Source organism: Afipia carboxidovorans OM5, assembly GCF_000218565.1.
GTDB classification, from domain to species: Bacteria; Pseudomonadota; Alphaproteobacteria; order Rhizobiales; family Xanthobacteraceae; genus Afipia; species Afipia carboxidovorans.
This window is the reverse complement of the sequence record NC_015684.1, coordinates 447774-473513: the sequence shown is the minus strand read 5'-3', so window position 1 is coordinate 473513 and position 25740 is coordinate 447774. Positions and strand designations below refer to the sequence as shown.

Below are 25740 nucleotides of genomic sequence, written 5' to 3'. Positions count from 1 at the left end.
ATCCGCGCCGGCGTATCCATGATTCGCCGGCGCGCTTTTCTGATCCTCCTCACGACATGGATCGTACCTCTTACCGCCAATGCGCAGGCGGCGTGCGAGCCGCCGACTGTTCTCGGTGAGAGCAAGATCGCGGCGATCCTCGATGCACGCACACTGCGACTTGTGGACGGACGCGAGATTCGCCTCACGGGAATCGAGATTCCAAAATCAGCGGAAGCAGACGGCGCCACCTGGCTGCGTGACCATGCACTCGACCGGACCGTCACGCTACGCGGCACGGACGAGACGCCGGACCGCTACGGCCGGCAACATGCTTTTGTGCTGATCGCAGGCAAGCCAGACACGCTTCAAAGCGCGCTTGCGGACGCAGGCTTCGCCGTCGCCTCGGGAACCGTACGGGATGAGTCTTGCGCGCGAGAGTTGAGAAGCGCGGAAAGCCGCGCCGAAAAATCAAAGCGCGGGGCGTGGGCGACGCCAAACTTTATTGAGAGCGGTTCCAACCCGAGTTCCATTTTGAAACATATCGGAAGGTTTACACTTGTGGACGGTACAATATTATCTGCACGGCAGGCCGGCAGTACGCTTTATCTCAATTTCGGCAGGCGGCGGATTCAGGGCTTTGCCGTGACCATTTCCCGTCGCATGATGCCGGCCTTCGCGGCGGCGGGAATAAATGCCGCGACACTAGAGGGCAGGCGCATTCGAGTCCGGGGATGGATCGAACGCCACGGGGGACCGCGCATCGAGGCGCGCGCTCCCGGTCAGATCGAATTCATCGGCGGGAAGGAAACGGCTGCGGCCGGGGACAAATAGCGCGTGAAGCAACAGGTGACGAGGGATCATCACGCGGCCGGGCGTTTCGCCGGGATTGTGGTGGTGTGCCTTGCGCTTGCCTGCGGCGCCTGTTCGGACATGAGCCGCTTCCAGTTGGCCGGTACGCCGCCCGCGCCGCCGACCATCAAGATGACGCGCCCCGCGCCGGCAACCAACGCGACCGACCGCGAGCATCAACGAATTCTCGCCTCCTATGGCGGCTCCTATGACGATCCGAAACTGCAGGCCTTGATCGTCAAGGCGGTGGACCGGCTGGTCGCCGCCTCCGACAGGCCGGATTTTTCCTATCGTGTCACGATTCTGAATTCGGGTGCGGTCAACGCATTTGCCCTGCCGACCGGCCAGCTTTACGTCACCCGCGGACTGCTTGCGCTTGCAAGCGATACCTCCGAACTCTCGAGCGTTCTCTCGCATGAAATGGCGCATGTGCTCGCCAAGCACGCCTCGATCCGCGAGGAGCAGGCGAAGCGCGCAGCACTTGTGAGCCATGTCATCACCGAGATGGGCGGCCAGGACGCCAACATGCAGGCGCTTGCGCTTGCAAAGACCAAGCTGACGATGGCGAGCTTCTCCCGTGCGCAAGAATTCGAGGCCGATGCGATCGGCGTCGCTCTTGCCGCGAAGGCGAATTTCGACCCCTATGGCGCGTCGCGTTTCCTGTCCGCGATGGAACGCAACGCTGCGCTGAAAACCTCGCCGGTCGGCGACCCGCGCTCGCAGGACTTTTTATCCTCGCACCCGGCAACGCCCGAGCGTGTCGAATCCGCCGAGAACAGCGCCCGGAAATTTGCGGCATCGGGAGCCAACGAGCGCGACCGCGAGGCCTATCTATCCGCCATCGACAACATTGTCTTTGGCGAAGACCCGAGCGAGGGCTTTGTGCGTGGGCGCCGCTTCCTGCATCCCAAGCTCGGCTTCACCTTCCTCGCGCCTGACAGCTATGTGCTGGAGAATACGGCGCAGGCCGTGGTCGGCGTGCGTGAAGGCGGCGCGCAGGCGCTGCGCTTCGATGTCGTGCGCGTACCGCAAGAGACTTCGCTGTCGAGCTATCTCAATTCCGGCTGGATGGAGAATGTCGACCAAGCCTCCGTCGAGGAGACCACCATCAACGGCACGCCTGCCGCGACCGCAACCGCGGGCAGCGATCAGTGGCAATTCCGCATTTATGCGCTGCGCGTCGGCGGCGATGTCTATCGTTTCATCTTCGCCGCGAAGAACAAGACAGCCGACGCCGAGAAGTCATTCCGCGACACCGTGCATTCTTTCCGTCGCCTGACGCTTGGCGAGATTCAGGCGGCGCGGCCGCTGCGCATTCGTGTCGTCACCGTCAAGCCCGGCGACACGGTGGAATCGATGGCACGTCGGATGCAGGGTATTGACCGTCCGCTGGAGCGCTTCCGGATTCTCAACGGTCTCGACCAGCACGCTGCGCTCAAGCCCAATGAGCGCGTCAAGATCGTGGTGGATTGAGCTGCGCGACGGTTCCTGCAGCACGCCAAAAACAAGCGCGTATTAAAATCATCCACGCATGAAAAAACCCGGCCGAGCCGGCCGGGTTTTGAAATCGATCGAAAGCTGGCAAGCGAAGATAGGTTGCTTACGCCGCCTCGTCTTCGCTCAGCGAATCGTCGTCTCCATCCTCATCATCGGATGCTTCACCGGTCGCATCCGCGGCCGCATCGGCATCCGCCTTGGCCGCACCACGGCGCGGGCTCTTGGCGAGGTTGGCTTCGACTTCCTTAATCGCTTCGGTCTCGGTGATGTGCTGCACCACCGCAATCTCGCGCGACAGGCGATCGAGCGCCGCTTCATAAAGCTGCCGCTCGCTGTAGGACTGCTCGGGCTGCGATTCGGAACGATAAAGGTCACGCACCACCTCGGCGATCGCAACGATGTCGCCGGAGTTGATCTTCGCCTCATACTCCTGCGCGCGGCGCGACCACATCGTGCGCTTGATGCGCGCGCGGCCCTTCAGCGTGTCGAGCGCGCGCTTCACGAGCGCCGGATCGGACAGCTTGCGCATGCCCACATTGATGACCTTCGCGGTCGGCACGCGGAGCGTCATCTTGTCCTTGATGAAGCTGATGACGAACAGCTCAAGCCGCGCACCCGCGATCTCCTGCTCCTCGATCGCCAGAATCTGACCGACACCGTGCGCCGGATAGACCACGAACTCGTTGGTCTTGAAGCCCTGACGCTGGGTCAACGGCTTCTTCGGCTCCTCCACCTTCGGCGCAGGCGCCTTGGCGAGGGGCTTGGTGGCCGGCTTCGCCGCTGCCTTCGCGACCGGTTTCACCGGCGCCTTGGCAGCCGGCTTAACAGGCGCCTTCGCGGCGGGCTTGGTCGTCGTCTTGGCGGCCTTGGCAGCGGGCTTCGCCGCTCCCTTCGCAGGTGATTTCGCGACGGGCTTGGTGCTCTTCTTTGCTGGCATTACACTTCTTTTGCTTTTCGAGGTGCCGGCGGCCGCAACGGCCGCCTTCTTGCCGGAAGTGCCGCGGACAGCGGCCTTGCCGGAGTTCTTATCCTTGGTGGATGCTTTGGTTTTGTTCTGACGCGATTTGTCTGCCACGGCGCCTTGCGTGGAACCGCCACGCCCCCTGATACGGGTTGTCGAATGGGTTGCCCTTCAACGCTCCTCATCCAGGAGCGGACGGAGCGTGAACAACCGACGGAATGTGCTCATAATAGCACATTTTCCGCAAAAATCAAAGGTTTATGGCCGTTTCAGGTGTTTCAGTACCGCCGCGAGCGGGCGCGCCGTCAACTACGGTTAAGAGGAATCCGAAATCCGCCTCAGTCGCCGGTGCCGGGGTTCGGTGAAAAATATTGATCGAACTTGCCCTCGGCGCCGTCGAACTCCTTGGCGTCGTCCGGCGGGTCCTTCTTCTGGGTAATGTTTGGCCAGGTTTTCGCGTATTCGGCATTCACGCCGAGCCACTTTTCCAGATCCGGCTCCGTGTCCGGCTTGATCGCTTCGGCGGGGCACTCGGGCTCGCAGACGCCACAATCGATGCATTCGTCCGGATGGATGACGAGCATGTTCTCGCCTTCATAGAAACAGTCGACGGGACACACCTCGACGCAGTCCATGTACTTGCACTTGATGCAATTCTCGGTGACGACGTAAGTCATCCATCTCTCCGGAAACGTTCTAAATTTGGGTGCTGGCCTAGCGCAGGATGCACAGCGCCGCAAGAGAAGCGGGCTTGTGCTGCCGCAGATAGTTACTCCGGATCGCCGTGCAACTCGTCATAGAGGGTCTGCGCAGATTGCGCATCACCCCGGCGCTCGCAGAAGGCCTTGACCCGCAGCACGCGGACCCGCGCATCAAGCGCGACGGTCAGCACATCGCCGGATTTCAGGCCATGTCCCGGTGCGCGCTGTCGCTCTCCATTGAGGCGAACCCGACCGCCGGCGACAAGCTTGGCGGCATCGGTGCGGGTGCGCACCACGCGCGCGTGCCACAGCCATTTGTCGAGGCGCTGCCGCTCCAACCGTCAATCTTTACGGGTGCCGAGCTGTTCCTTGAGCGCGGCCAATTTTGCGAACGGCGAATTCGGATCGGCAGTGCGTTCGCGTTCCCGCGGGGCGCTGGTTGCGAAGGTGCGGAACGCGGGACCACCATCCTTGCGGTCGCGGCCGTCACGCTTGCCTTCGAACTTGCCCCGGCGGCCCTTCGCGCGCTCGCGTCCTGCCTCGTTACGCTCGTCCTTCGGGCCGCGCGCCTGCGCACCCTCTCCCTCCGGCCGCTGGCGGCGATCCTCGCGGGAACGATCGTGCCGCCGCGCGGGGCGTTCCTTTTTCTCGCCGCCTTCAGCCGCTGCATCCGCTGCAGCAGCAGACGCTGCCGACCCATGGCGGTGATGCCGGCGATGGCGCTCATGCCGTCCGCGACGTTCATCGTGGCGGCCCGCAGGACGCCACACCTCGACAAGCTCGGGCTCCGCAGGCGCGGCAACAGCGTCTGCCGTTTCCGTCGCGGTGTTTGCCGATGCAGCTTCAGCGGAAGGAGCGTCGGTGGAAGCAGCCTCGTCTGGGGAAGAAGATTCGGCGGAAGGCGCGGGCTCAACACTGGAAGCCGCCTCCTGCGCAGGAGCCTCAGTCGGTGCGAACTCAACGTCAGGCAACTTCGCTGCGCTGGAAGCCTCAACGCTTTCAACGTGAGCATCCGCAGCCACCGCAGCCTCATCAGATGCAGCAGATTCACTTGCGGTAGCGGACTCGCCTGCGGCGGCTTCGGTCGAAGCTTCAACAGGTGGCGTGCTCTCGGATGCAGCCTCCGCAGAAGTCGTCTCAGTGGAAGCAACTTCGGTAGATGCTTCCGGCTTCGGTTCTTCCGGCAGCGGCGCACGGCGATCCATACGATAACCGAGCGAACGCAACACCGAGGCGAAGTCCTCACCCGCCGAACCGGTGAGCGAGGTCATCGCCTGCGTCACGGTGAACGAACGGCCGTCGAACGCACCTGCAGGCTTCTCCATGCCGGTGCCGGGCCGCCACGCCAAAGCGGGACGAATGAGATCGGCGAGACGCTCGAGAATATCGACGCGCACCACGCGCTCGCCCGCGAGCCTGTAACCCAGCACGCGATAGGCATCGTTCGACAATGTCTTGTCGGCTGGGAACGAGGTGCGGCCGCTCGCTGCGAGATGCTGCGCGCCGCCGAGCGCGTTCATATCGACATTGTCCTCTTTCAGCGCCCACAACAGCGAGGCGAGCGTGCGCGCGCCGGGCTTGAGCAGCGCCGGGAAGAAGATGTGATAGGCGCCGAAGCGCACGCCGTATTTACGCAAGACGGCGCGTGAGGGCTGATCGAGATCCTTCATCTCGGCCGCAATCTTTGGCCGCTCCAGAACGCCGAGCGCCTCGACGAGCTGGAAGGCAATGCCGCGCGCAATGCCGGTGACGTCCTCGGCCTTGGAGAGCTCGAACATCGGCCCGAGAATTTTTTCGATATGCGTCTTGAGCCAGAGATCGAGCCGCGCCTGCACGGCGTCACGCGAAGCACCGGTGAGGCGCTCATCGGCGATAATGCGGATGCGCGGATGCAGCACCTCGTCGGCGGCGACAAGCTTGCCGACCGCATCGCCGGTCCAGCGCAGCGTGCCGTCGGAGGCAAGCGCGAACTGATCGTCGGCGGCAGCAGAGAGCTTCTCCGCGCGCGCGTCGATTTCCCCGGCCAGCGCCTTCAGTGCAGTCGCCTGCAGCGCCTTCGCTTCCGAGCCTGCCTCAGCGGCATCGGGGGCGAACATAAATCCGTCGAGACGGCCGATGACATGGCCCTCAACAGTGACTTCGCCGGTCTTTCCAATTTCAGTCGTCAGCATCATGTTTTCCCGCAAGCGGCGCATCAATACACTGGTCCGGCGATCAACGAAACGCTCCGTTAGCCTCGAATGCAATGCATCCGACAATTTATCTTCCACCGCACGGGTCGTTTCCTGCCAATGGAGTGGGTCGGACAGCCAGTCCGGCCGGTTTGCGGCAAAGGTCCAGGTCCGGATCTGTGAAATCCGCGCGGACAGGGTGTCGATACCGCCATCCACCCGATCCGCCTGCGCCACCTGCGCCGCAAACCATTGATCCGGAATCCGGCCCTTTCGCATCAGGAACGAGAATAGCGTTGTAACCAGCTCAGCATGTGCCGCCGGTGACAGCTTGCGGTAATCGGGAACCAGGCAGGTTTCCCAGAGCCGTTCGACCGAGGCGGAATCCGTCGCCATATCGCGCACATCTGGGTCGCGCGCGGCGTGTTCCAGCACGCGCTGATCCTCACCAAGCGGCGCGCGCGTCAGCGCCTGATGCTCCGGCGCGAGCGCAAGCGACACCTGCAGCGCCGCGAGCGAGGAAAAGTCGAGCGCCGTATTGCGCCATTGCAGCATCTTCACGCTGTCGAACAGGTGGTTCTGCAGTGCGTTGACGAGTTCGGGCTCGAACGGCGCGCAGCGTCCCGTGGTACCGAACGTGCCGTTGCGCGTGGCACGGCCGGCGCGGCCTGCAATCTGCGCGAATTCTGCAGGCGTCAGGCGACGGAATTGATAACCGTCATATTTATAGTCGGATGCGAAGGCGACATGATCGACATCAAGGTTGAGGCCCATTCCGATGGCGTCGGTCGCGACGAGATAATCGACATCGCCGGACTGGAACATCTCCACCTGCGCATTGCGCGTGCGCGGCGACAACGAGCCCAGCACCACAGCCGCACCGCCGTGCTGGCGGCGGATCAATTCGGCGATTGCGTAAACCTCATCGGCAGAGAAGGCGACGATCGCCGTGCGGCGCGGCTGGCGCGTGATCTTGCGGTCGCCCGCAAATTCCAACAGCGACAGACGCGGCCGCGTCACGATATTGGCGCCGGGCAGAAGCCGCTCGATCAAAGGCCGCATCGTCGCGGCGCCGAGCAGCAGCGTCTCATCGCGGCCGCGCCGGTTGAGAATGCGGTCGGTGAAGACGTGACCCCGCTCAAGATCGGCGGCGATCTGGATTTCATCGACGGCGAGAAACGACACGTCGAGTTCGCGCGGCATCGCCTCGACGGTCGACACCCAGTAGCGCGCATTCGGTGGCTTGATCTTCTCCTCACCGGTGATCAGCGCGACCTGCTCCGCGCCCGCGCGGGCGACGATCTTGTTGTAGACCTCGCGCGCCAGAAGCCGCAGCGGCAAGCCAATCAGGCCGGAGGAATGCGCAAGCATCCGCTCGATCGCAAGATGCGTCTTGCCGGTGTTCGTCGGGCCGAGCACAGCAGTGACACCCGCACCCGGTGCACGATCGCTTCGACTGGAGATTGAAGGGAGCTGGTGTTTCACAATGCGACGCTTTTTCGCTCAGACTCTCTGCGCGATTTTAAGGATTGGAACGAGTCCGGAACGAAAGCGGCCCGAATCGCTGACTCATGTCGTATCTGGCTTCGTTCACCGCAAGATATCGTGCATGCTGACCTATCATGCCACCAGATCGCGGCTGTTGGTGGCGTTTTGAGACCGCTCTGACAAGCGAATTCTTTAATGCACGGAGGACTCCGTTTGGCTCGCGAGTCAAGCCGACCACCGCTCCGATCTAATTGCTTCGCCTCGCGGCCTGCGGCTGCGCGGTGGTGCTGAAATCGGTCGCCATTACCATGCCGAGCCCGAGCGGGGTCGGAATCCGCACCCGCAGCGGCACCAGCACGCGCGTTCCCGCGATCGGAGCGAGGGCAACGTCGATATCCTGCCGCGCGGTGAGATATTTGATCGCCACCCGAGACGGCACATAGCCCGACAGCGGCTTGAAGCTGACCGCGCAGACCACCGCGGGCACCCTGGCGCCGCTTGCAAGCGTCAGCGTCTCCATCGCCTTGAAGGCCAGTTCGAGGTCGTAGCGCATCCGGCCGTCGAAGATGGCCGCTTTGGTCCCGCACGCCTGCGGATTCGGCAGATCCTCGCGGCCGGGCGCAATAAACAGCACTCCGGACATCGGATCGCTGACGCTACGGCGGTGCGCATCCAGCACGGGTATCCGCCCCGCCGTCGGAGGCGGCTCCGGTTCGATGGAAGATGCCGTGATGCGCTCGCCGGTGAAGGCAATGCGGATCGTTTCGTTCTTTTTGCCGTAGAACACCGAGCTCAGATACGTCTCCGGGATGGGCTTCCCGGCCAGCACCCTGCCCTTCACCGAACCCGTGCCGTGGCCGCCACCGATGGCCTTGACGAGGCCCGTGGTGCCGCCGGAGGTGGCGCTCGAAAAGTCCTTATCGCCGACGGTGACGGTCCAATCCCCCTTGCCGATCACGAGCCCGCTGAGCGTTGCCTGATACTTGGCGTCCAGGTGCCCCTGCGCGGCGGCCGGGGCCGCGAGAAAGGAGCTCGCGAGGGACAACGGCAGGGCGCAGAGAAACCCGCCAAGCGCATGCTGGAGACCAAAATTCATCAAATGAAAAACCCCGATCGAAGCGGGCGGCGCGGCCTCAAAACTGGAACCGAGCGGAGCGCCGCGCTGTTTCAAGCCTGATTGTGCCGATTATATGTTGGGAGGCATTTTTACGAAGGGAAGCACTTGGCTTCGTTCATAAAATCGCTATTCTGCCGACGTTTTCGAGCTCTTTGACGGCCCCGCCGCCTTGACGCTTGGCCGCCCTCCGACTATACGTCCGCGGTTCCTGAAATGGACGGTAACAACCCCCGCGCGGGCCTTCTCGGCCCCGGGAGACACAAGGATTTCGCCATGTCACGGCGCTGCGAATTGACGGCCAAGGGGCCGCAGGTCGGCCACAAGGTCAGCCATTCCAACATCAAGTCCAAGCGCCGGTTCTTGCCGAACCTGTGCAACGTCACGTTGATGTCCGAGACCCTCGGCCAGTCGGTGCGGCTGCGCGTGTCCACCAACGCGCTGAAGAGCGTCGACCACAACGGCGGTCTCGATGCCTTCCTGCTCAAGGCCAATATTGCGAACCTTTCGCCCAAGGCGGCTGACCTCAAGCGCCAGATCGAGAAGAAGAAGCTCGCTGCTGCAAGCTAAAGCGCGAGCACGAGACCGGCGCTGACGCGCGGGTCATCACGCTTCACGAATAACAAGACAAATAAAAAGCCGGATCTTTCGATCCGGCTTTTTTGTTTTTCGAGTGAGCCGCCTGACCCACGCCACCCTGAGGCAGATGCCGCAAGCGGCGGCCTCAGGATGCGGCGGTCTGCTTGGGAGGACAGACAGCCGTTGCGGGTCGCGACGGTTAAGTCGCCATAGCGATCAGGTTGCCGCCTTCGCGGGCCGGCGCAGCTTGGAGATGCCCTCCGAGATCACGCCCCAGAACAGAGCGATGAGGCCGAGCACCATGATCGTCGACACGAGGCCGTTCGAGAAGAACACGCCGAGGTTGCCGCCCGAAGACAGCAGCGACTGACGGAACGCCTCTTCGGCCTGGTCGCCGAGCACGATGGCCAGAACCATCGGCGCCAACGGGTAGCCGGTCTTCTTCATCGCGTAACCGACAATACCGAACACCGCCATCAGGATGACGTCGAAGCTCGAGTTGTTGACGGTGTAAGCGCCGATCGCGCAGATCACGAGAATGATCGGAGCGATGATCGAGAACGGGATGCGCAGGATCGCGGCGAACAGAGGTACGCAGGTCAGCACCAGGATGAGGCCGACGAGGTTGCCCATGTACATCGAAGCGATCAGGCCCCAGACGAAGTCCGGCTGTTCGACGAACAACAGCGGTCCCGGCTGCAGACCCCAGATCAGGAGGCCGCCGAGAAGCACCGCAGCGGTCGGCGAACCGGGGACGCCCAGTGCGAGCATCGGCAGCAGCGCCGAGGTACCGGCGGCGTGAGCCGCGGTCTCCGGCGCCACCACGCCCTCGATCTCGCCGTTGCCGAAGTTATGGCCACGCTTCGAGATGCGCTGGGCGATACCGTAGCTCATGAACGACGCAGGCGTCGCACCGGCGGGCGAGATGCCCATCCAGCAGCCGATCAGGCAGGAGCGCAGCGACACCATCCAGTAGCGCGGCAGTTCGAGCCAGGTCTGCAGCACTACCTTCGGGTTGATGCCGGCCGCCTTGCCCTTGAACGCGAGGCCTTCTTCCATGGTGAGCAGAATTTCACCGATGCCGAACAGACCGATAACCGCGATCAGGAAGTCGAAGCCATTGAGGAGTTCGGTGAAGCCGAAGGTGAGACGCAACTGACCGGTGACGCTGTCGAGGCCGACGGCCGCGAGCACGAAGCCGATCATCATCGAGGCGAGGGTCTTGAACGGAGGCTCCTTGCCCATGCCGATGAAGCTGCAGAATGCGAGGAAGTACACTGCGAACTTTTCGGCCGGACCGAACTCAAGCGCGAAGTCTGCGACGAGCGGAGCGACGAGGGTGATGACGATAACGGCGAACAGCGCACCGACGAACGAGGACGTGAAGGCCGCTGTCAGCGCTTCACCGGCGCGACCCTGCTGAGCCATGGGATAGCCATCGAATGTCGTGGCCACTGACCATGGTTCTCCAGGTATGTTGAATAGCACCGACGTGATGGCGCCGCCGAACAACGCTCCCCAGTAAATACAGGAGAGCATGATGATCGCGCCCGTAGGCGACATGCTGAAGGTGAGCGGCAACAGAATGGCGATACCGTTGGCGCCACCCAGGCCGGGCAGCACGCCGACGATCACGCCGAGCAAAATGCCGATGACCATCAGCAAGATGTTGGAGGGCTGTAACACGACCGCGAAGCCGTGAAACAGATTGGCGATATCTGCGAGCATGGACGTTTTCCTACCTAAACTCTTTTATTTTCAGCTCTGGGTCTGGATGCGCAGACGCGTCACAGTCCGAGCCAATACTCGATCGGGCCCTTCGGCAGCGGGACCAGGAACCACTTCTCGAACATGACATAGAAGGCTGCCGGCACGGCGAAGCCGAGAAAGACGGCCTTGTACCAAGTGTACTTGCCGATCCAGATCATGAAGCCGGCGATCAGGACGACCGAGGCAACGTAGATGCCGGTGTACGGCAGCACGACCGTATAAATCGTGGTCGGCACGATCACCTTGAGAACCTGACCGAGCTGCGGCCAAGTCGCAAACTGACGGACCGTGTCGATCGACATGGCACTTTTCAGGTTCATCAGGCTCGACAGCACAATCAGGATGCCGAGATAAAACGGAAAGAATCCGGAAAGCGGACCGGAGGGGCCCCAGCCGATGCCGACCTGCAGGCTGCCGATAATCGTAATGATGCCAAACAGGGCGCAAGCAATAGCAACGCCCATTTCGACGGAACGGTGAGCCGGGCCGTCCGACTGCGCGTGTGATGCTTCTTCGGTCATTGAATTTGAATCCTTGCACGGAATGGACGTCACCCGGCGAACGGTGAACCGTTCGCCGGGCTTGTCGTCGTGTTACTTACTTGGCGGCTACGAAGCCGGCTTCCTTCATGAGGGTCTCGTGCGTCTTTTCAGCCGCATCGACCCACTTGAGGTACTCGTCACCGCTGATAGCGGTCTGGTTGAAGGCGCCGTCCTTCATGAGCTGTGCCCATTCCGGGGTCTCACGCACCTTCTTCATCAGATCGACGTAGTAGGCGACCTGGTCCGGCTTGGCGCCGGGAGCCATGAAGAAGCCACGCAGCATCAGGTACTCGACGTCCAGGCCCTGCGACTTGCAGGTCGGGATGTCGGCCCAGGTCTGATCACCGGCCACCTTGTCGGTGTAGGCGAGCTTCTTGCTGTCGAACACGCAGAGCGGACGCAGCTTGTTGCCACGCCACTGCGCCACAGCCTCGATCGGGTTGTTCACGCTGGAGTCGATGTGGTTGCCGACGAGCTGAACCGCGACTTCGCCACCGCCCTTGTAAGGGATGTAGGTGAGCTTCTTGCCGGTCGCCTTCTCGAGAGCGACGGTGATGATCTGGTCTTCCTGCTTGGAGCCCGTGCCGCCCATGCGGAACTGGCCATCAGGCGCAGCCTTGATCGCGTCGATATATTCCTTCGCGGTCTTGTACGGCTTCTCGGCATTCACCCAGAGGATGAATTCGTCGAGGGCCATCATCGTGACGGGGGTAAGATCCTTGTAGGAGAAAGGAATACCCGTCGCGAGCGGCGTGGTGAAAAGGTTCGACAGCGTGATGATCAGCTTGTGCGGATTGTTGCGCGAGCCTTTCACGTCGAGGAAGCCTTCGCCGCCTGCACCGCCGGACTTGTTCACGACGATCATCGGCTGCTTCATCAGATTGTGCTTGCTGATGATGCCCTGAACAACGCGCGCCATCTGGTCGGCGCCGCCGCCGGTGCCCGCCGGAACGATCAATTCAACAGGACGCGTCGGCTCCCAAGCAGCCGTCGCAGATACCGGAGCCAGCCCGAAAGCAGCAGCACCAAGAAATGCAGCAAAGGCATAACGCGTCTTCGTAGGTACACTCATGCATATCCTCCCTGAAACACCAATCCGGTCTTTAACGCCGGGTTATTATGAAGCGGCAGATCGTCACTACCGCGATAGGGATCGTGCAACGGCTCGGGGCGTTTGCACATATCGTCAAGGGGCTACTGAGACGATTTGACGCATGACGTCCTGTCGCACTTTGCGGAAATTATATTGCATTGCAATATTTTGTTGCAATTGCTCACTAGACGAGGTTACGGCTCGACGAGCGTGAACTGCAACGCCAGCGTCCGTTGCACAAGATTAAAATTATCATCTGATATCAATGTTATAACGGTATCGCCCGCAGCCGTTGTATGACTCGCAATACCCTCGAAGTTGTCAATTTCGTATCCGAGGTCGGCCGAAAAGATCACCGGGCCGTCGACCACGCGCCCAGGGGCAACTTCTGAAACTGGTATACGGCGTACTTGGATGCCAACTCCGCTGACGAAGGAAAACTTCCGTTCCAGCAACAGAAGATCCCCTGTTTTCAGCAACGTCGCATCGCTGATGTCGAAGCCGTTCGAGCGCTTGATACGAAGCATGCCGGGTGACGGGCCATCGATCAAGAACGCAAAAATATCGCCTTGCGTATCGAGCGCCCGCTCCGAGATAGCGAGCAATGTTCCCGCAAGTGGATGACCACTTCCGATATAAACCAGCGCTTCCAGACCAAGGTTGTAAGGCAGCTTTGCGATTTCCGCAGGAAGCGCGATTTCTTCGCCGCGCGCGAGAGCGCCGCCTTTGGCGAAGTCGAAACGCAGGATCTTGTTGACGCGTTCGATGCCGACATAGGCGATTGATCCATTGAAGGTGAGCGACTCCGTATCGAACCAGCCTTTCGCCGCGATCCGGTTGCCGCTGCGGTCGCGCATCGGAGCCGACTTCACATCGGCAAGACCGCGCAGCGCGGGTCCGTCATAGACAAAGCGGCCGGTGAACCAATCGCCCTTGTCGCTCGCCATCACGAAGTTCTCGCCGGCCGCATCGAGATGCAGCGACGAAAGTCCACCGAACTTGCGGAACGGCGAGGTCAGCATCAATCCGCTGCGGAACTGAAACGAACCGAACCGGACATGCGAGGGATCGCGCAAATCGAAAGACGAAAGCGCGCGTGCATTGACCTCGACTGCAACGGGCTCATCAGCCGTTGCCGCCGCACCTTGTGCAAAAGCGGAAATGGGTGGGGAGAGCGAGGCAAGGGCAAGGCCGCCGGCGGCCCCTTCTAGAAACGCACGGCGGGAAAGGGGCGCCGCCACGAGACGACTCAGTTGCGCTTGCGGCGACGGTCCACAGCCGGCGCGGTCCCATGCGTTTCGCTGAACAACTCGGCGAGCTTTTCGGTGATCGCGCCGCCGAGCTCCTCGGCATCCACGATCGTCACCGCGCGCTTGTAGTAGCGCGTCACGTCGTGACCGATGCCGATCGCGATCAGTTCGACCGGTGAGCGGGTTTCGATCTCCTCGATGATCCAGCGCAGGTGCCGCTCAAGATAATTGCCGCTGTTCACCGACAGCGTCGAATCATCGACCGGCGCACCGTCGGAAATCATCATCAGGATCTTGCGCTGCTCGGGACGCGCGAGCAGGCGCTTGTGCGCCCAATCGAGCGCCTCGCCGTCGATATTTTCCTTGAGAAGCCCCTCCCGCATCATCAGGCCGAGATTCTTGCGCGCGCGCCGCCAGGGCGCGTCCGCCGACTTGTAGACGATGTGGCGCAGGTCGTTGAGACGGCCGGGATTGGCCGGCTTGCCGGCCGCAAGCCACGCCTCGCGCGACTGGCCGCCCTTCCAGGCACGGGTGGTGAAACCGAGGATCTCGACCTTGACGCCGCAACGCTCCAGCGTGCGCGCCAGAATGTCGGCGCAGGTCGCCGCCACAGTGATGGGACGGCCGCGCATCGAGCCGGAATTGTCGAGGAGAAGCGTCACCACCGTGTCGCGGAAGGTCGCTTCCTTCTCGTTCATGAACGACAGCGGATGGAACGGATCGGTCACGACGCGGGAGAGCCGCGCCGGATCGAGCGTGCCTTCCTCGAGATCGAATTCCCACGCCCGGTTCTGCTGCGCCATCAGGCGGCGCTGCAGGCGATTGGCGAGCCGCGCAACGACGTGCTGCAGATGGGCCAGCTGCTTGTCGAGATAGCTCCGCAGCCGCGCGAGCTCCTCGGCATCGCACAGGTCCTCGGCAGAAATCACCTCGTCGAACTTCGGTGCGAAGGCGTGATATTCAGGGCCCTTCGGCTCGTTACGGCCGTGCGGGCTCGGCCGCGTGGCGTCACCGGGCGTATCATCCTCACCCATGTCGCCTTCGTCGTAATTCTCACTCGAGGAAATCTGGGAGGCGTCGATCGAATTGTCGGAGGCGATTTCCTCGCTCGAGGCCTGCGACTGATCGGCGGAGATTTCGTCGCTTTCGTCCTTGTCGGCCTCAGCCTCCTGGCCGGACTGACCCTTCTCGCCGCCGCGCTGATCTTCGTCCTCGTTATCGTCTTCGTCAGGCTCGGAAATCCGCTCGTCGCTGAGCTCCAGTGCCGTCAGCACTTCCTGAATCGATTCGCCGAACCGGGCCTGATCCTCGGCGAAACGCTCGAGTGAATCGAGCCGATGACCGACCTTCTCTTCCAGAATTGGACGCCACAGATCGACGATGCGGCGGGCAGCCGCCGGCGGCGCCTGCCCCGTCAGACGCTCGCGAACCAGCATGGCCAGCGCGTCCGACAGTGGCGCATCGGCGCGATCAGTGATCTCGTCGTATTTGCCGCGATGAAAATGATCGTCGAGCATGGCGTTGAGGTTCTTGGCCACACCCGACATGCGCTTTGAGCCGATCGCCTCGACACGAGCCTGCTCCATCGCCTCGAACACCGCGCGCGCCTGCTGGTTGCCCGGCACGAGCTTGCGGTGGACTTTCGGATCATGACAGGCGAGCCGCAGCGCGATCGAATCTGCATGGCCGCGCACGATCGCGGCATCCTTGCGGGTCAGCTTCCGCGACGGCTCCGGCAATCGCGCCTTGCCCGGCGCAAGGCCCGGCCGTTCCATCGAGAACGTCACGTCAAGCTCGCCGTTCTGGGCAATCGCCTTCAGGCACGACGTCACCGCCCGCTTGAACGGCTCCGTCGGCGATTCCTTCGACGACGTCTTCAACTTGACGGTCGGTGCGCTCATGCGGCTTAGCTCAGCGCGACGTTGACGGCGCTCTCCGGCAGATCGACATTGAAGCAGCGCTGATAGAACTCAGCCACCAGCGGCCGCTCGAGCTCGTCGCACTTGTTGAGGAACGTGACACGGAAGGCGAAGCCGAGATCGCCGAAAATCTCCGCGTTCTCCGCCCAGGTGATCACGGTGCGCGGGCTCATCACGGTGGAGAGATCGCCATTGGCAAAAGCATTACGCGTGAGGTCGGCGAGCCGCACCATCTTGTTGACGGTGTCACGCCCGGCCTCGTTGCGATAATGCTGCGCCTTGGCGAGCACGATTTCGACTTCCTCGTCGTGCGGCAGATAGTTCAGCGTGGTGACGATCGACCAGCGGTCCATCTGGCCCTGGTTGATCTGCTGGGTGCCGTGATAGAGGCCCGAGGTATCGCCGAGACCAATGGTATTCGCGGTCGCAAACAGGCGGAACGCCGGGTGCGGCTTGATGACCTTGTTCTGGTCGAGCAGCGTGAGGCGGCCGGAAACCTCCAGCACGCGCTGGATCACGAACATCACATCCGGGCGGCCGGCGTCGTATTCGTCGAACACCAGTGCGATGTTGTTCTGAAGCGCCCACGGCAGGATGCCGTCGCGGAATTCCGTGACCTGCTTGCCATCGCGCACCACGATCGAATCCTTGCCGACAAGGTCGATGCGGCTGATGTGGCTGTCGAGGTTGACGCGCACGCACGGCCAGTTCAGCCGTGAGGCGACCTGCTCGATATGGGTCGATTTTCCCGTGCCGTGATAGCCGGTGACCATGACGCGGCGGTTGCGGGCGAAGCCCGCGAGGATCGCCAGCGTGGTCGCGCGGTCGAAGCGGTAATCCGGATCGACGTCCGGCACATGGGGATCGACCTCGGAATAGGCAGGGACTTCGAGATCGCTGTCGATGCCGAAAACCTGGCGCACGGATACCTTCATATCCGGCAGTCGCGCAGTCTCCTGCGTTTGCAAAGTGGCGGCAGTCATCATTCCTCCGTGGTCTCGGATGCTCCCGAAACCAGACGTGCATTGTTCGCGCGGGTGGGATGCGGGGGAGAACCTAGCAGAGAGCCGCAGACGGCAGAAGCCTCGCGGCATGCTAAAAGTTCTATCGTAACATCAAAAAGATAGTCCATTTCCCGGGCTTGTTGAAGGGCTGTCGAGCGGCAACTTTGCCGCCCGTGGTCTGCAGATTTGCAGCCCGCGCGCTTCAGCCGCCCGCCTCCCTTACCTATAGCCGCCCGCCCCGCGTCTCAACCCCTATCGGAACCGATGTAGTGGCCCGGTGTGACAGGTCGTTTGGCGCTCGGCGGCTTTCCGGAAAACTTCTTCTTATTCGCGTGCTCATCAATCGTTGGACGAGATCGCCGCTCCGCCAAAACGCGCGCGGCACAAGCGTAAAAGCAGCCTACGACCGCACCACGGTCTTCAGATAATTGTAGGCCTTGATGATCTCGATCAGCCGATCCTCGGTCGAACGGTCGCCGCCATTGGCATCGGGATGATGCTGCTTCACCAGAAGCTTGTATTTCGCCTTCACCGTCTCGAGCGTGGCGTCGGTGCCGAGGCCCATCACCTCGAGCGCCCGGCGCTCGGCGTTGAAGACCTTTCGCGTCTCGGTCTTCGTCTTGGTGCTGGTGTCAGGTCCCGGGCGCCAGCGGCCACGGCCGTTCATTTCCTGGAACATCGCGAACGGATCGAGCGCGCCCTCGAACTCATCCTCGACACCGGGCTTACCCTTCCCCTTGGGGCCGGTGTTCGCACCCATTTTCCAGGTCGGGCGATGGCCGGTCTGCGCATCCTTCTGGTAGCGCGCGACCGCCTCGTCACTCATGCCCGAGAAGAAATTATAGGACTGGTTGTATTCGCGGACATGGTTGAGACAAAAATGCCAATACTCCCGCTCGCGGCCACGCCCCTTCGGCGCGCGATGCGGCGCGACGTTCTTGCAATCCGGCCATTCGCACATCACTGCTTCTTCCTTGACGCGGGGCTTCCCCTTCGCGGCAGGCTTGATGCGAATCTTGTCGAAGTATTTGTTGGAATCGAAGGACATCAGCTCGGACAACATGGCTTAAGAGGGCAAGGCAAATCGCGAATTTCGCGAACCGCGGAGTATACATCGCCGCAACCGCCGACCGCAAATCATAAGGGTCGCAGGTCGGGCGTGTTCATCCTGCAAATGGATTGACGGCAATCAATAACGCACGATATTGCGCATATCATGACCGCCAGAGACACCATTGAGAAAAAGCTGACCGACGCACTCCATCCGGAGAGCATCAGCGTCATCGACGAATCGCATCTGCACGAAGGGCACGCCGGACATCGACCCGGCGGCGAGACTCATTTCCGCATCCATATCGTGGCGCGCGCCTTCGAAGGGAAGAGCCGGATCGAGCGGCACCGGATGGTGAATGCTCTGCTCGCGGAAAGCTTCGCCGGCGGCCTTCATGCCCTCGCCTTGAAGGCGCAAGCGCCCGGCGAATAACGCGCAGAAACCACTGCGGCGGGACGCCTCTAGAAAAAGCTGAATGCCCGGCCCGCACGGCGCGGCAACGCTTCTTCCGCCGCTGGCGGAAGCGGGAAAATCCGCAACGCCGTGATGCGGTTGCGCTCGCGGCGAAGCACGCGGAAACGGAAGCCGTGGAAGGTGAAAACCTGGCCGCGATCGGGAATCGAACGTGCCTCGTGAATCACAAGGCCAGCAATCGTCGTTGCTTCCTCGTCAGGCAATTTCCAGTCCATCGCGCGGTTGAGGTCGCGAATCGGCACCGTGCCGTCGACGATCACCGAACCATCCGGCTGAACGCGCACGCCTGCGACGACAACGTCATGCTCGTCGGAGATGTCGCCGACGATCTCCTCCAGAATGTCCTCCAGCGTGACGAGGCCTTCCACCTCGCCGTATTCGTCCACCACCAGCGCGAAATGCGTCTTGCGGCGGCGGAACGCCTTGAGCTGTTCGGACAGCGGGCGCATTTCCGGCACGAACCACGGCGGCAGCACGATCGCGTTGACGTCGATCTTCGAGATGTCGCCCTCGCTCGCGCGGATCGCGCGCAGCAAATCCTTGGCGTGCAGCACGCCGATGATGTTTTCCGGCTTCTCGCGCCACAGCGGAATACGCGTGTATTCCGTGGCAAGCACCTCGCGCACGAGCTCTTCCGTCGGCAGATCAGCGTTGATCATCACCATTTCGGTGCGGTGGACCATGACGTCGGAGACGTCGAGGTCCTTGAGGTCGAGAAGACCCCCCAGCATGTCGCGGTCGAGCTTCTCCACACCCCCCTCATGATGCATAAGATCGACCGCACCGCGCAGCCGCTCGTACGGCGACAGCAGGTTCTGCTTGGTGCCAAGCGGAATATGAAGAAGCTTCAGCAGAAGTCGCACCACCACATCGATCACGGTGAGGATCGGGCTCAAGACCACGAGAACCCACCGCATCGGGCGCGCGACCAGAAGCGAAATACGATCCGGCGCGTTGATCGCGACCGTCTTCGGCAGCACCTCGGCGAACACGATGACGAGCACCGACATCACCGCCGTGGCATAGAGAACGCCAACATCACCGAACCAGGCTGTGAGCACACCGGTCGCAAGCGCCGATGCGCCGATATTGGCGAGGTTATTGCCGACCAGAAGCGCACCGATCATGCGCTCGCGCGTTTCCAGAAGCCGGGTGACGATGCTCGCCTGAGCGTTGCCCTGCGTCTTCAGCCGCAACATGTTCGCGCGCGACGAACCGGTGAGCGCGGTCTCGCTGGCCGAGAAGAAGGCCGAGACCACGAGGCAGGCAACTACGATCGAAAAAGTAAGCCAATCCATGTGCGGCTATCAGTTGGGTTTCTGCGACAGTTTCTCGCTCAGGAAATCGCGTACCGTCGCGGGATCGACATCATTGACGATCACCGCACGGCCGAGCTTTTCGAGAAGAATGAAGGTGAGCCTGCCGCGTTTCACCTTCTTGTCCTGAAACATCAGCGCCAGCAGCGAATCCGCGTCGCCCACGCCTTCCTGCGTGAAGCCCGCGATGTCCTGCAGCCGCGTCGGCAGACCGGCGGACACGAGATGCGCCTGCACCCGCGCCACATCATCCTGCGAAATCATTCCGCGCCGCGCGGAGAACTCCGCGGCGAGCGTCATGCCGATGGCGACACCCTCGCCGTGAAACAGCCGATCGGAAAATCCGGTCGCGGCTTCCAGCGCATGCCCGAAGGTGTGGCCGAGATTGAGAAGCGCGCGCTCGCCGGTCTCATACTCGTCGCGCGCGACGATGCCCGCCTTGGCCTGACAGCTTGTGGCGACCGCATGTTCGCGCGCGGCGTTGCCGGCAAAAATGCCCTGATGATTTTTTTCCAGCCACTCGAAGAACGACAGATCGCCGAGCAGGCCGTATTTCGCGACCTCCGCGTAGCCCGCGCGAAACTGGCGCGGCGACAGCGTGTCGAGCACGGCCGTGTCGGCAAGCACCAGAATCGGCTGGTGGAACGCGCCAATCAGATTCTTGCCCTTCGGCGAGTTGATACCGGTCTTGCCACCGACGGAAGAATCGACTTGCGCCAGCAGCGAGGTCGGCACCTGCACGAAATCCACGCCACGGCGCACGATCGCGCTCGCAAAGCCGGCGAGATCGCCAACGACCCCGCCGCCCAGCGCGACCACGAGATCGTTGCGTTCGATCTTCGCCGCGATCAGCGCTTCGCTGACCTCTTCGAGCACGCCGTAGCTTTTCGAGCCTTCGCCATCCTCGACGATGATCGGCTCGGCCGCGGCAACGCCGCCGGCATCAAGCGCCGCCATCGCAGGCTGCAGCCAATGCCGCGCCACGGTGCGGTCGGTGACGACAGCCACCCGCGCGTTCGGCCGCAGCGCCTTGATGCGCGCACCGAGCGAGGACAACAGCCCGCGGCCGATGGCAATCGGATAGGAGCGCGCGCCAAGGCCCACCTCGAGCATCGTCGGGGCGTCGGGTTGAGGCTTGGTTTCAGCGGCGGCTGGCATAGGAATCCTATTTAGGTCTTGTTTGCGAAAGCGACAGGCGCGGCGGCGCATAAAAATCCATGCAGCGCCTCGATACATTCATCGACGATGCGCTCATGTGGCACGTCGCGGGACACGATAGTGAGGTCGGCGAGGCTGTAGAACGGCTCACGCGCGGCAATCAGACGTTCGATCGTCGCCGCCGGGTCTTCGGTCTGCAGCAAGGGGCGATCGGAACGCCGCTTGACCCGGCGCAGCACGGTCGCGCCGTCCGCCTTCAGCCAGATCGACACCGCCTTGGAACGGATACGCTCGCGGGTATCGTCGCGCACGAACGCGCCGCCGCCGGTCGCGAGCACCTGCGCGCCGCCATCGAGCAGCGCCGAGATCACCTTGGCTTCGCCCTCACGGAAATACGGCTCGCCATGGGTCGCGAAAATCTCGGTGATGGTCATGCCGCCGTGGCGCGTCTCGATTTCCTGATCGGCATCGACGAACGGCAGCCGCAGCCGCGCCGCAAGCCGCCGGCCCACGGTCGACTTTCCGGAGCCCATCATGCCGACGAGCACGATCGCCCGCGTCCCGAGCGCCGCGAGGATGTCGGCAGTCTGGTTCTGGATAACACCTTGCCGGGCAAGGTTTTCGGGCATCTCGGCAGGCTCGTCGGGGCTCATAGGCCGCCATCTTACCGCCTTCGGCCGCCTTGCCATAGGGGTGAGGCGGGAAGGCTTGCTGAAACCGCCCGAACATGGTGGATGTCGTTAACGCCCCGCAGCCGGGGCGGTTGGGTTGGGACCAGCGGACGACGATGCCGAGCCTGTTTCGCTTCCTGAGCGTGATCGCGATCATCGGCGGCCTCGTTTACGGCGCCATCTATTCGCTTGCGAATTTCGTCAACCCCACGCCTCGCGAGATGTCGGTCAACATCTCCCCGGACAAGTTCCAGAAGAAGTAACGCAGGCCGAGGGCAGGCAATGGCCGCATCCTCCGACGCAACCACGATCGAGCTGTTTCTCGACATGCTCGCCGCCGAACAGGGTGCCGGCGACAACACGCTCAACGCCTATCGCAGCGACCTCGAGGATCTGTCTGCTTTTCTCGCACACGCCAAGACAGACTTTGCGCGCGCCGACACGCAGGCGCTGCGCGACTATCTCGCCGATCTCGACCGGCGCGGCTTCAAATCCTCCAGCGTTGCGCGGCGGCTATCATCGACGCGGCACCTGTTCCGCTTTCTCCTGAACGAGCGCAAGCGCAGCGACGATCCTGCTGCGATTCTCGCAGGTCCGAAACGCGGCCGCCCTTTGCCCAAGGTGTTGTCGATTGCCGACGTCGATCGCCTGCTCGGCAAGGCGCGCGAGTTCGCCGATCAGGAGCAGGCACCACTGCAAAAGCTGCGCGCGATGCGGCTGTGGTGCCTGCTCGAAGTGCTGTATGCAACCGGCCTGCGCGTCTCCGAACTGGTGGCGCTGCCGCTCTCGGCGGCCAAGCGCGATGCACGCATGATCGTGGTGCGCGGCAAGGGCGACAAGGAGCGTCTCGTTCCGCTCAATCAAAGTTCGCGCGAGGCGATGACCGCCTATCTCGCCGCAACTGAAGCCGCCAAAACCGACAAGACGAAATCCGAACCGCGCTCGAAATGGCTGTTTCCCTCGTCAGGCGAGAGTGGCCATCTGACGCGGCAGCATTTTGCCCGCGACCTCAAGGAACTGGCGATGGCAGCCGCCATCTCGCCGCGCCTCATCAGCCCGCATGTGCTGCGCCATGCCTTCGCAAGCCATCTGCTGCATAACGGCGCGGACCTGCGCATCGTGCAGACGCTGCTCGGCCACACCGATATCTCGACGACGCAGATCTATACCCATGTCGTCGAGGAGCGCTTAAAGAGCCTGGTGCGCGACCTGCACCCGCTCGCCGAAAAATAATAGCCCTGTCATTTCAGACGTTTATCTTTCGTTCCAGCGCGCTTGACTTGGACAGGCCCGGAGTCCAGTTTCCGGCCGCCGAGGCAAGCCTCCCAACCAGACCCTATATTTCCTTTCATGGCCGATCCGATCCGCAGCTATCTCGACTTCGAAAAACCTGTCGCCGAACTCGATTCGAAGATCGACGAATTGCGTGCCCTCGCTGCGAACGGCAGCGACATCAGCGAGGAAATCTCGCGGATCGAGGACAAGGCAAAGGCCGCGCTGCACGAGCTCTACGCCAACCTCACGCCGTGGCAGAAAACGCAGGTCGCGCGCCATCCGCAGCGGCCGCATTGCATCGATTATATCGCGGGCCTCATCACCGAATTCACCCCGCTCGCGGGCGACCGCAAGTTCAGCGACGACGACGCGATGATTGGTGGCTTCGGCCGTTTCCGCGGCGAAAGCGTTTGCATCATCGGGCAGGAAAAGGGCTCCACCACCGAGAGCCGTCTCAAGCATAATTTCGGCATGGCGCGCCCGGAAGGCTACCGCAAGGCCGTGCGCCTGATGGACATGGCCGATCGTTTCGGCATTCGCATTCTGTCGCTCGTCGACACCGCGGGCGCCTATCCCGGCATCGGCGCGGAAGAGCGTGGCCAAGCCGAAGCCATCGCGCGTTCGACGGAGGCGTGCCTCAACCTTACGGTGCCGAACGTCGCCGTCATTCTCGGCGAGGGCGGCTCGGGCGGCGCGATCGCGATTGCCACCGCGAATCGCGTCATGATGCTCGAGCACGCGGTCTACAGCGTGATCTCACCGGAAGGCGCGGCCTCGATCCTGTGGCGCGACGCCACCAAGGCGCAAGAAGCCGCAACCAACCTCAAGGTCACCGCGCAGGACCTCGCGCGGTTCGGCATCATCGACACCGTCCTCAAGGAACCGCCGGGCGGCGCCCATCGCGACCCCGCCGACATGATCGCGCGGACAGGCGATGCCATCGCACAGGCGTTCAGCGACCTCGCACCGCTCGATCCCAAAACCGTCCGCACCCAGCGGCGGCAAAAGTTCCTCGATATCGGTCGCCGTCTCGGCTGAGAGATGCCCGCCGCGATCGTGGCTTTTTCGTGAAATTTGATTTAACTTTGTTTTCACTATGGGGCGGGTTCTTGTGACCCGCTCACCTTGCGGCTGAGACTTCTTTAAGGATAATAATCGGGAATATCCGCTCGTTCAGGTTCCGTCTGCCGCGGCGGCGTGCCGTGGAATCCGAAGCGCAGGGTTTATCTTGATCAGTCGTCCCGTCATCCGCGCATTGATGGTCTCCGCCGCTCTCGCGACGAGCGTGCTTCTGGCCGGCTGCAATGGCGACACGCTCTCGCGCAGCGCCAAAGCCAACAAGCCGATTCCTGAAAAGCTTCTGTCCGATATGGAAGCGAAGAACATGGACAAGGGCTCACCGATGCTGGTGCGCCTGTTCAAGCAGGAAGCCGAACTCGAAGTCTGGAAGCAGGATCGCAGCGGGCGCTTCGCGCTTCTCAAGACCTATCCGATCTGTCGCTGGTCGGGCGATCTCGGGCCAAAAATTCGCGAAGGCGACCGTCAGGCGCCGGAGGGCTTCTACTCGATCACGCCCGCGCAGATGAACCCGGCCTCTGCCTACTATCTCTCCTTCAACATGGGCTATCCGAACGCCTATGACCGCGCCTGGGGCCGAACCGGCTCGCAGCTCATGGTCCACGGCGATTGCTCCTCACGCGGCTGCTATGCGATGACCGACGAGCAGATTTCGGAAATCTATTCGCTCGGCCGCGAATCGTTCTTCGGCGGGCAGACCGCTTTCCAGGTGCAGGCCTATCCGTTCCGGATGACGCCGCAGAACATGGCGCGCCATCGCGACAACCCGAACATGGCATTCTGGCGGATGCTCAAGGAAGGCAACGACATCTTCGAGGTGACGCGGACCGAGCCGAAGGTCGACGTCTGCGAGAAGAAGTACGTCTTCGACGCCGAGCCGGTTCCGGGCGGCAGGCCGCTGTCGTTCAGCCCCACCGGCAAGTGCCCGGCCTATCAGCTTAACCCCGCCGTCGCCGAAGCTCTGCAGGAGAAGGATCGCACCGACCGCTCCAAGCTCGCCGAGTTGATCTCCCGCGGTGCGCCGGTTGCGAAGTCGCGCGCCGGCATCGATGGCGGCATGCATCCGGTGTTCGCCACCAAGCTGCCGGATGCGCAGTCGATCGCGGTGAGCGACGTCAACGACTATGCCGTATCGGCGAACGCACCCGCGCCGGGCACGATCCCCTCTCACGTCAACCCGCCGAAGGCTCCGGAAGGTTTTGTCACGGCAAGCACGTCGTCGTCCGATTCCGACACGACGCCGGAAAGCGATACCACGGCACCGAAGACCAACATCTTCTCGACGCTCGCCCGCAAGGTCGGCATCGGCCGCGACGAGCCGCAGCCCGCTCCAGTGCGCGCTGCGCCGACACCGAAGCCCGCACCCAAGGCCAAGGCTGTCGCAAAGAACACCACCGTGACATCCACGCCGGAATCGAAACCGACCGCACCGCGGATCATCCCGCTGAGCCGCACGGCGCAGGCAGGGGCTGCCGCCAAGCCTGACGCGCCCGCATTCCCGACGCCGCCCGCCGCGATCGCTCCGGCGTCGCAGCAGACTATTGCCGGCGCACAGCCCGCCCCGTCGGCATCCTTCAACAGCCGCTGGTCGAGCTTCCAGTAAGAAGCGCACCGCGGGAGTTAAACAAACGCCGGTCGAAAGACCGGCTTTTTTATTTCAACTTCCTCAGGCCGCACCGCGCTTATGAGTTTTTTTGCGCGACGCTCCCTCATAGGCCTCGGCCGAAGGGAGAACAGGCGCGCGCCGAACGTCATGCCCACACAAGAGCATGCAGCGCCTTTCCATCCCTACCCGATA

General features: G+C 62.5%; 23 protein-coding genes. 8 read left to right on the top strand and 15 right to left on the bottom strand.

Annotated elements, in window-relative coordinates; translation table 11 throughout:
* Positions 1-18 precede the first annotated feature (18 nt).
* Positions 19-813 (top strand): thermonuclease family protein, encoded by a 795-nt coding sequence (locus OCA5_RS02270; RefSeq protein WP_244396117.1) that lies wholly within the window; start codon positions 19-21, stop codon positions 811-813.
* A 3-nt stretch (positions 814-816) separates the two neighbouring features.
* Positions 817-2304, top strand: coding sequence for a M48 family metalloprotease (locus tag OCA5_RS02265; RefSeq protein WP_012561240.1), 1488 nt, complete (start codon positions 817-819; stop codon positions 2302-2304).
* Between the two features lie 127 nt (positions 2305-2431).
* Here OCA5_RS02265 and OCA5_RS18610 read toward each other — a convergent pair whose 3' ends face one another.
* From OCA5_RS18610 to OCA5_RS02240, 5 genes are all read right to left on the bottom strand, one after another.
* Positions 2432-3403 carry a CarD family transcriptional regulator gene (locus tag OCA5_RS18610; RefSeq protein ID WP_012561241.1) on the bottom strand — a complete coding sequence of 324 codons (972 nt, stop codon included), beginning with the start codon at positions 3401-3403 and terminating at the stop codon, positions 2432-2434.
* A 224-nt stretch (positions 3404-3627) separates the two neighbouring features.
* Positions 3628-3966: a ferredoxin FdxA gene (fdxA, locus tag OCA5_RS02255; protein WP_012561242.1), complete on the bottom strand. Its 339-nt coding sequence runs from the start codon at positions 3964-3966 to the stop codon at positions 3628-3630.
* Positions 3967-4058: 92 nt separating this feature from the next.
* The gene (locus OCA5_RS02250; RefSeq protein WP_012561243.1) at positions 4059-4328 is read right to left on the bottom strand and encodes an RNA-binding S4 domain-containing protein; all 270 of its coding nucleotides are present in this window, start codon (positions 4326-4328) and stop codon (positions 4059-4061) included.
* Between the two features lie 3 nt (positions 4329-4331).
* Complete coding sequence (locus OCA5_RS02245; RefSeq protein ID WP_013912784.1) at positions 4332-7646, bottom strand: helicase-related protein; 3315 nt, start codon at positions 7644-7646, stop codon at positions 4332-4334.
* Between the two features lie 250 nt (positions 7647-7896).
* The gene (locus tag OCA5_RS02240) at positions 7897-8745 is read right to left on the bottom strand and encodes a DUF3108 domain-containing protein (protein WP_013912783.1); all 849 of its coding nucleotides are present in this window, start codon (positions 8743-8745) and stop codon (positions 7897-7899) included.
* A 294-nt stretch (positions 8746-9039) separates the two neighbouring features.
* Here OCA5_RS02240 and rpmB point away from each other — a divergent pair, with 294 nt between their 5' ends.
* On the top strand, positions 9040-9333 hold the full coding sequence (gene rpmB, locus OCA5_RS02235) for a 50S ribosomal protein L28 (protein WP_012561246.1): 294 nt from the start codon (positions 9040-9042) through the stop codon (positions 9331-9333).
* Between the two features lie 225 nt (positions 9334-9558).
* On the opposite strand, the gene OCA5_RS02230 is transcribed toward rpmB, so the two are convergent.
* From OCA5_RS02230 to OCA5_RS02200, 7 genes are all read right to left on the bottom strand, one after another.
* Positions 9559-11070 carry a tripartite tricarboxylate transporter permease gene (locus OCA5_RS02230; RefSeq protein WP_012561247.1) on the bottom strand — a complete coding sequence of 504 codons (1512 nt, stop codon included), beginning with the start codon at positions 11068-11070 and terminating at the stop codon, positions 9559-9561.
* A 59-nt stretch (positions 11071-11129) separates the two neighbouring features.
* Positions 11130-11633 (bottom strand): tripartite tricarboxylate transporter TctB family protein, encoded by a 504-nt coding sequence (locus tag OCA5_RS02225; protein WP_012561248.1) that lies wholly within the window; start codon positions 11631-11633, stop codon positions 11130-11132.
* Positions 11634-11709: 76 nt separating this feature from the next.
* Positions 11710-12726: a Bug family tripartite tricarboxylate transporter substrate binding protein gene (locus tag OCA5_RS02220; RefSeq protein WP_012561249.1), complete on the bottom strand. Its 1017-nt coding sequence runs from the start codon at positions 12724-12726 to the stop codon at positions 11710-11712.
* 215 nt (positions 12727-12941) lie between these two features.
* Positions 12942-13988: an esterase-like activity of phytase family protein gene (locus tag OCA5_RS02215; protein ID WP_012561251.1), complete on the bottom strand. Its 1047-nt coding sequence runs from the start codon at positions 13986-13988 to the stop codon at positions 12942-12944.
* Positions 13989-13996: 8 nt separating this feature from the next.
* Positions 13997-15898 carry a cobaltochelatase subunit CobT gene (cobT, locus tag OCA5_RS02210; protein ID WP_012561252.1) on the bottom strand — a complete coding sequence of 634 codons (1902 nt, stop codon included), beginning with the start codon at positions 15896-15898 and terminating at the stop codon, positions 13997-13999.
* Positions 15899-15903: 5 nt separating this feature from the next.
* Entirely contained in the window at positions 15904-16902 is a 999-nt protein-coding gene (gene cobS / locus OCA5_RS02205; protein ID WP_422388679.1) for a cobaltochelatase subunit CobS, read from the bottom strand.
* 418 nt (positions 16903-17320) lie between these two features.
* Positions 17321-17968 (bottom strand): J domain-containing protein, encoded by a 648-nt coding sequence (locus tag OCA5_RS02200; protein WP_193372363.1) that lies wholly within the window; start codon positions 17966-17968, stop codon positions 17321-17323.
* A 168-nt stretch (positions 17969-18136) separates the two neighbouring features.
* Between OCA5_RS02200 and OCA5_RS02195 the strand changes: the two genes are divergently transcribed.
* Positions 18137-18403, top strand: coding sequence for a BolA family protein (locus OCA5_RS02195; RefSeq protein ID WP_012561255.1), 267 nt, complete (start codon positions 18137-18139; stop codon positions 18401-18403).
* Positions 18404-18432: 29 nt separating this feature from the next.
* Here the strand turns inward: OCA5_RS02195 and OCA5_RS02190 are convergent, their stop codons facing one another.
* The 3 genes from OCA5_RS02190 to OCA5_RS02180 are packed head-to-tail and all read right to left on the bottom strand — an operon-like array spanning position 18433 to position 21548.
* Positions 18433-19743 (bottom strand): HlyC/CorC family transporter, encoded by a 1311-nt coding sequence (locus OCA5_RS02190; RefSeq protein ID WP_013912782.1) that lies wholly within the window; start codon positions 19741-19743, stop codon positions 18433-18435.
* Between the two features lie 9 nt (positions 19744-19752).
* Positions 19753-20919 carry a 3-dehydroquinate synthase gene (aroB, locus tag OCA5_RS02185; RefSeq protein WP_013912781.1) on the bottom strand — a complete coding sequence of 389 codons (1167 nt, stop codon included), beginning with the start codon at positions 20917-20919 and terminating at the stop codon, positions 19753-19755.
* Between the two features lie 11 nt (positions 20920-20930).
* Positions 20931-21548, bottom strand: a complete 618-nt coding sequence (locus OCA5_RS02180; protein WP_193372373.1) for a shikimate kinase — start codon at positions 21546-21548, stop codon at positions 20931-20933.
* Positions 21549-21706: 158 nt separating this feature from the next.
* On the opposite strand from OCA5_RS02180, the gene OCA5_RS02175 reads away from it, so the two are divergent.
* The 4 genes from OCA5_RS02175 to OCA5_RS02160 all read left to right on the top strand — a co-directional run bounded on the left by OCA5_RS02175 (position 21707) and on the right by OCA5_RS02160 (position 25545).
* Positions 21707-21853, top strand: coding sequence for a hypothetical protein (locus tag OCA5_RS02175; protein WP_013912780.1), 147 nt, complete (start codon positions 21707-21709; stop codon positions 21851-21853).
* Between the two features lie 19 nt (positions 21854-21872).
* Complete coding sequence (gene xerD, locus OCA5_RS02170; RefSeq protein ID WP_012561261.1) at positions 21873-22823, top strand: site-specific tyrosine recombinase XerD; 951 nt, start codon at positions 21873-21875, stop codon at positions 22821-22823.
* 117 nt (positions 22824-22940) lie between these two features.
* Positions 22941-23903: an acetyl-CoA carboxylase carboxyltransferase subunit alpha gene (locus tag OCA5_RS02165; protein WP_012561262.1), complete on the top strand. Its 963-nt coding sequence runs from the start codon at positions 22941-22943 to the stop codon at positions 23901-23903.
* Between the two features lie 190 nt (positions 23904-24093).
* Complete coding sequence (locus OCA5_RS02160; protein WP_012561263.1) at positions 24094-25545, top strand: L,D-transpeptidase family protein; 1452 nt, start codon at positions 24094-24096, stop codon at positions 25543-25545.
* The last annotated feature ends 195 nt before the right edge of the window (positions 25546-25740 follow it).

Bases quoted from the DNA above. Each gene is read 5' to 3' on its own strand.
- OCA5_RS02270 (WP_244396117.1), top strand. From the start codon at position 19: ATGATTCGCCGGCGCGCTTTTCTGATCCTCCTCACGACATGGATCGTA.
- fdxA (WP_012561242.1), bottom strand. From the start codon at position 3,966: ATGACTTACGTCGTCACCGAGAATTGCATCAAGTGCAAGTACATGGAC.
- OCA5_RS02240 (WP_013912783.1), bottom strand. From the start codon at position 8,745: ATGAATTTTGGTCTCCAGCATGCGCTTGGCGGGTTTCTCTGCGCCCTG.
- rpmB (WP_012561246.1), top strand. From the start codon at position 9,040: ATGTCACGGCGCTGCGAATTGACGGCCAAGGGGCCGCAGGTCGGCCAC.
- OCA5_RS02230 (WP_012561247.1), bottom strand. From the start codon at position 11,070: ATGCTCGCAGATATCGCCAATCTGTTTCACGGCTTCGCGGTCGTGTTA.
- OCA5_RS02225 (WP_012561248.1), bottom strand. From the start codon at position 11,633: ATGACCGAAGAAGCATCACACGCGCAGTCGGACGGCCCGGCTCACCGT.
- OCA5_RS02220 (WP_012561249.1), bottom strand. From the start codon at position 12,726: ATGAGTGTACCTACGAAGACGCGTTATGCCTTTGCTGCATTTCTTGGT.
- cobT (WP_012561252.1), bottom strand. From the start codon at position 15,898: ATGAGCGCACCGACCGTCAAGTTGAAGACGTCGTCGAAGGAATCGCCG.
- cobS (WP_422388679.1), bottom strand. From the start codon at position 16,902: ATGATGACTGCCGCCACTTTGCAAACGCAGGAGACTGCGCGACTGCCG.
- OCA5_RS02200 (WP_193372363.1), bottom strand. From the start codon at position 17,968: ATGTCCTTCGATTCCAACAAATACTTCGACAAGATTCGCATCAAGCCT.
- OCA5_RS02195 (WP_012561255.1), top strand. From the start codon at position 18,137: ATGACCGCCAGAGACACCATTGAGAAAAAGCTGACCGACGCACTCCAT.
- OCA5_RS02190 (WP_013912782.1), bottom strand. From the start codon at position 19,743: ATGGATTGGCTTACTTTTTCGATCGTAGTTGCCTGCCTCGTGGTCTCG.
- aroB (WP_013912781.1), bottom strand. From the start codon at position 20,919: ATGCCAGCCGCCGCTGAAACCAAGCCTCAACCCGACGCCCCGACGATG.
- OCA5_RS02180 (WP_193372373.1), bottom strand. From the start codon at position 21,548: ATGCCCGAAAACCTTGCCCGGCAAGGTGTTATCCAGAACCAGACTGCC.
- OCA5_RS02175 (WP_013912780.1), top strand. From the start codon at position 21,707: ATGCCGAGCCTGTTTCGCTTCCTGAGCGTGATCGCGATCATCGGCGGC.
- xerD (WP_012561261.1), top strand. From the start codon at position 21,873: ATGGCCGCATCCTCCGACGCAACCACGATCGAGCTGTTTCTCGACATG.
- OCA5_RS02165 (WP_012561262.1), top strand. From the start codon at position 22,941: ATGGCCGATCCGATCCGCAGCTATCTCGACTTCGAAAAACCTGTCGCC.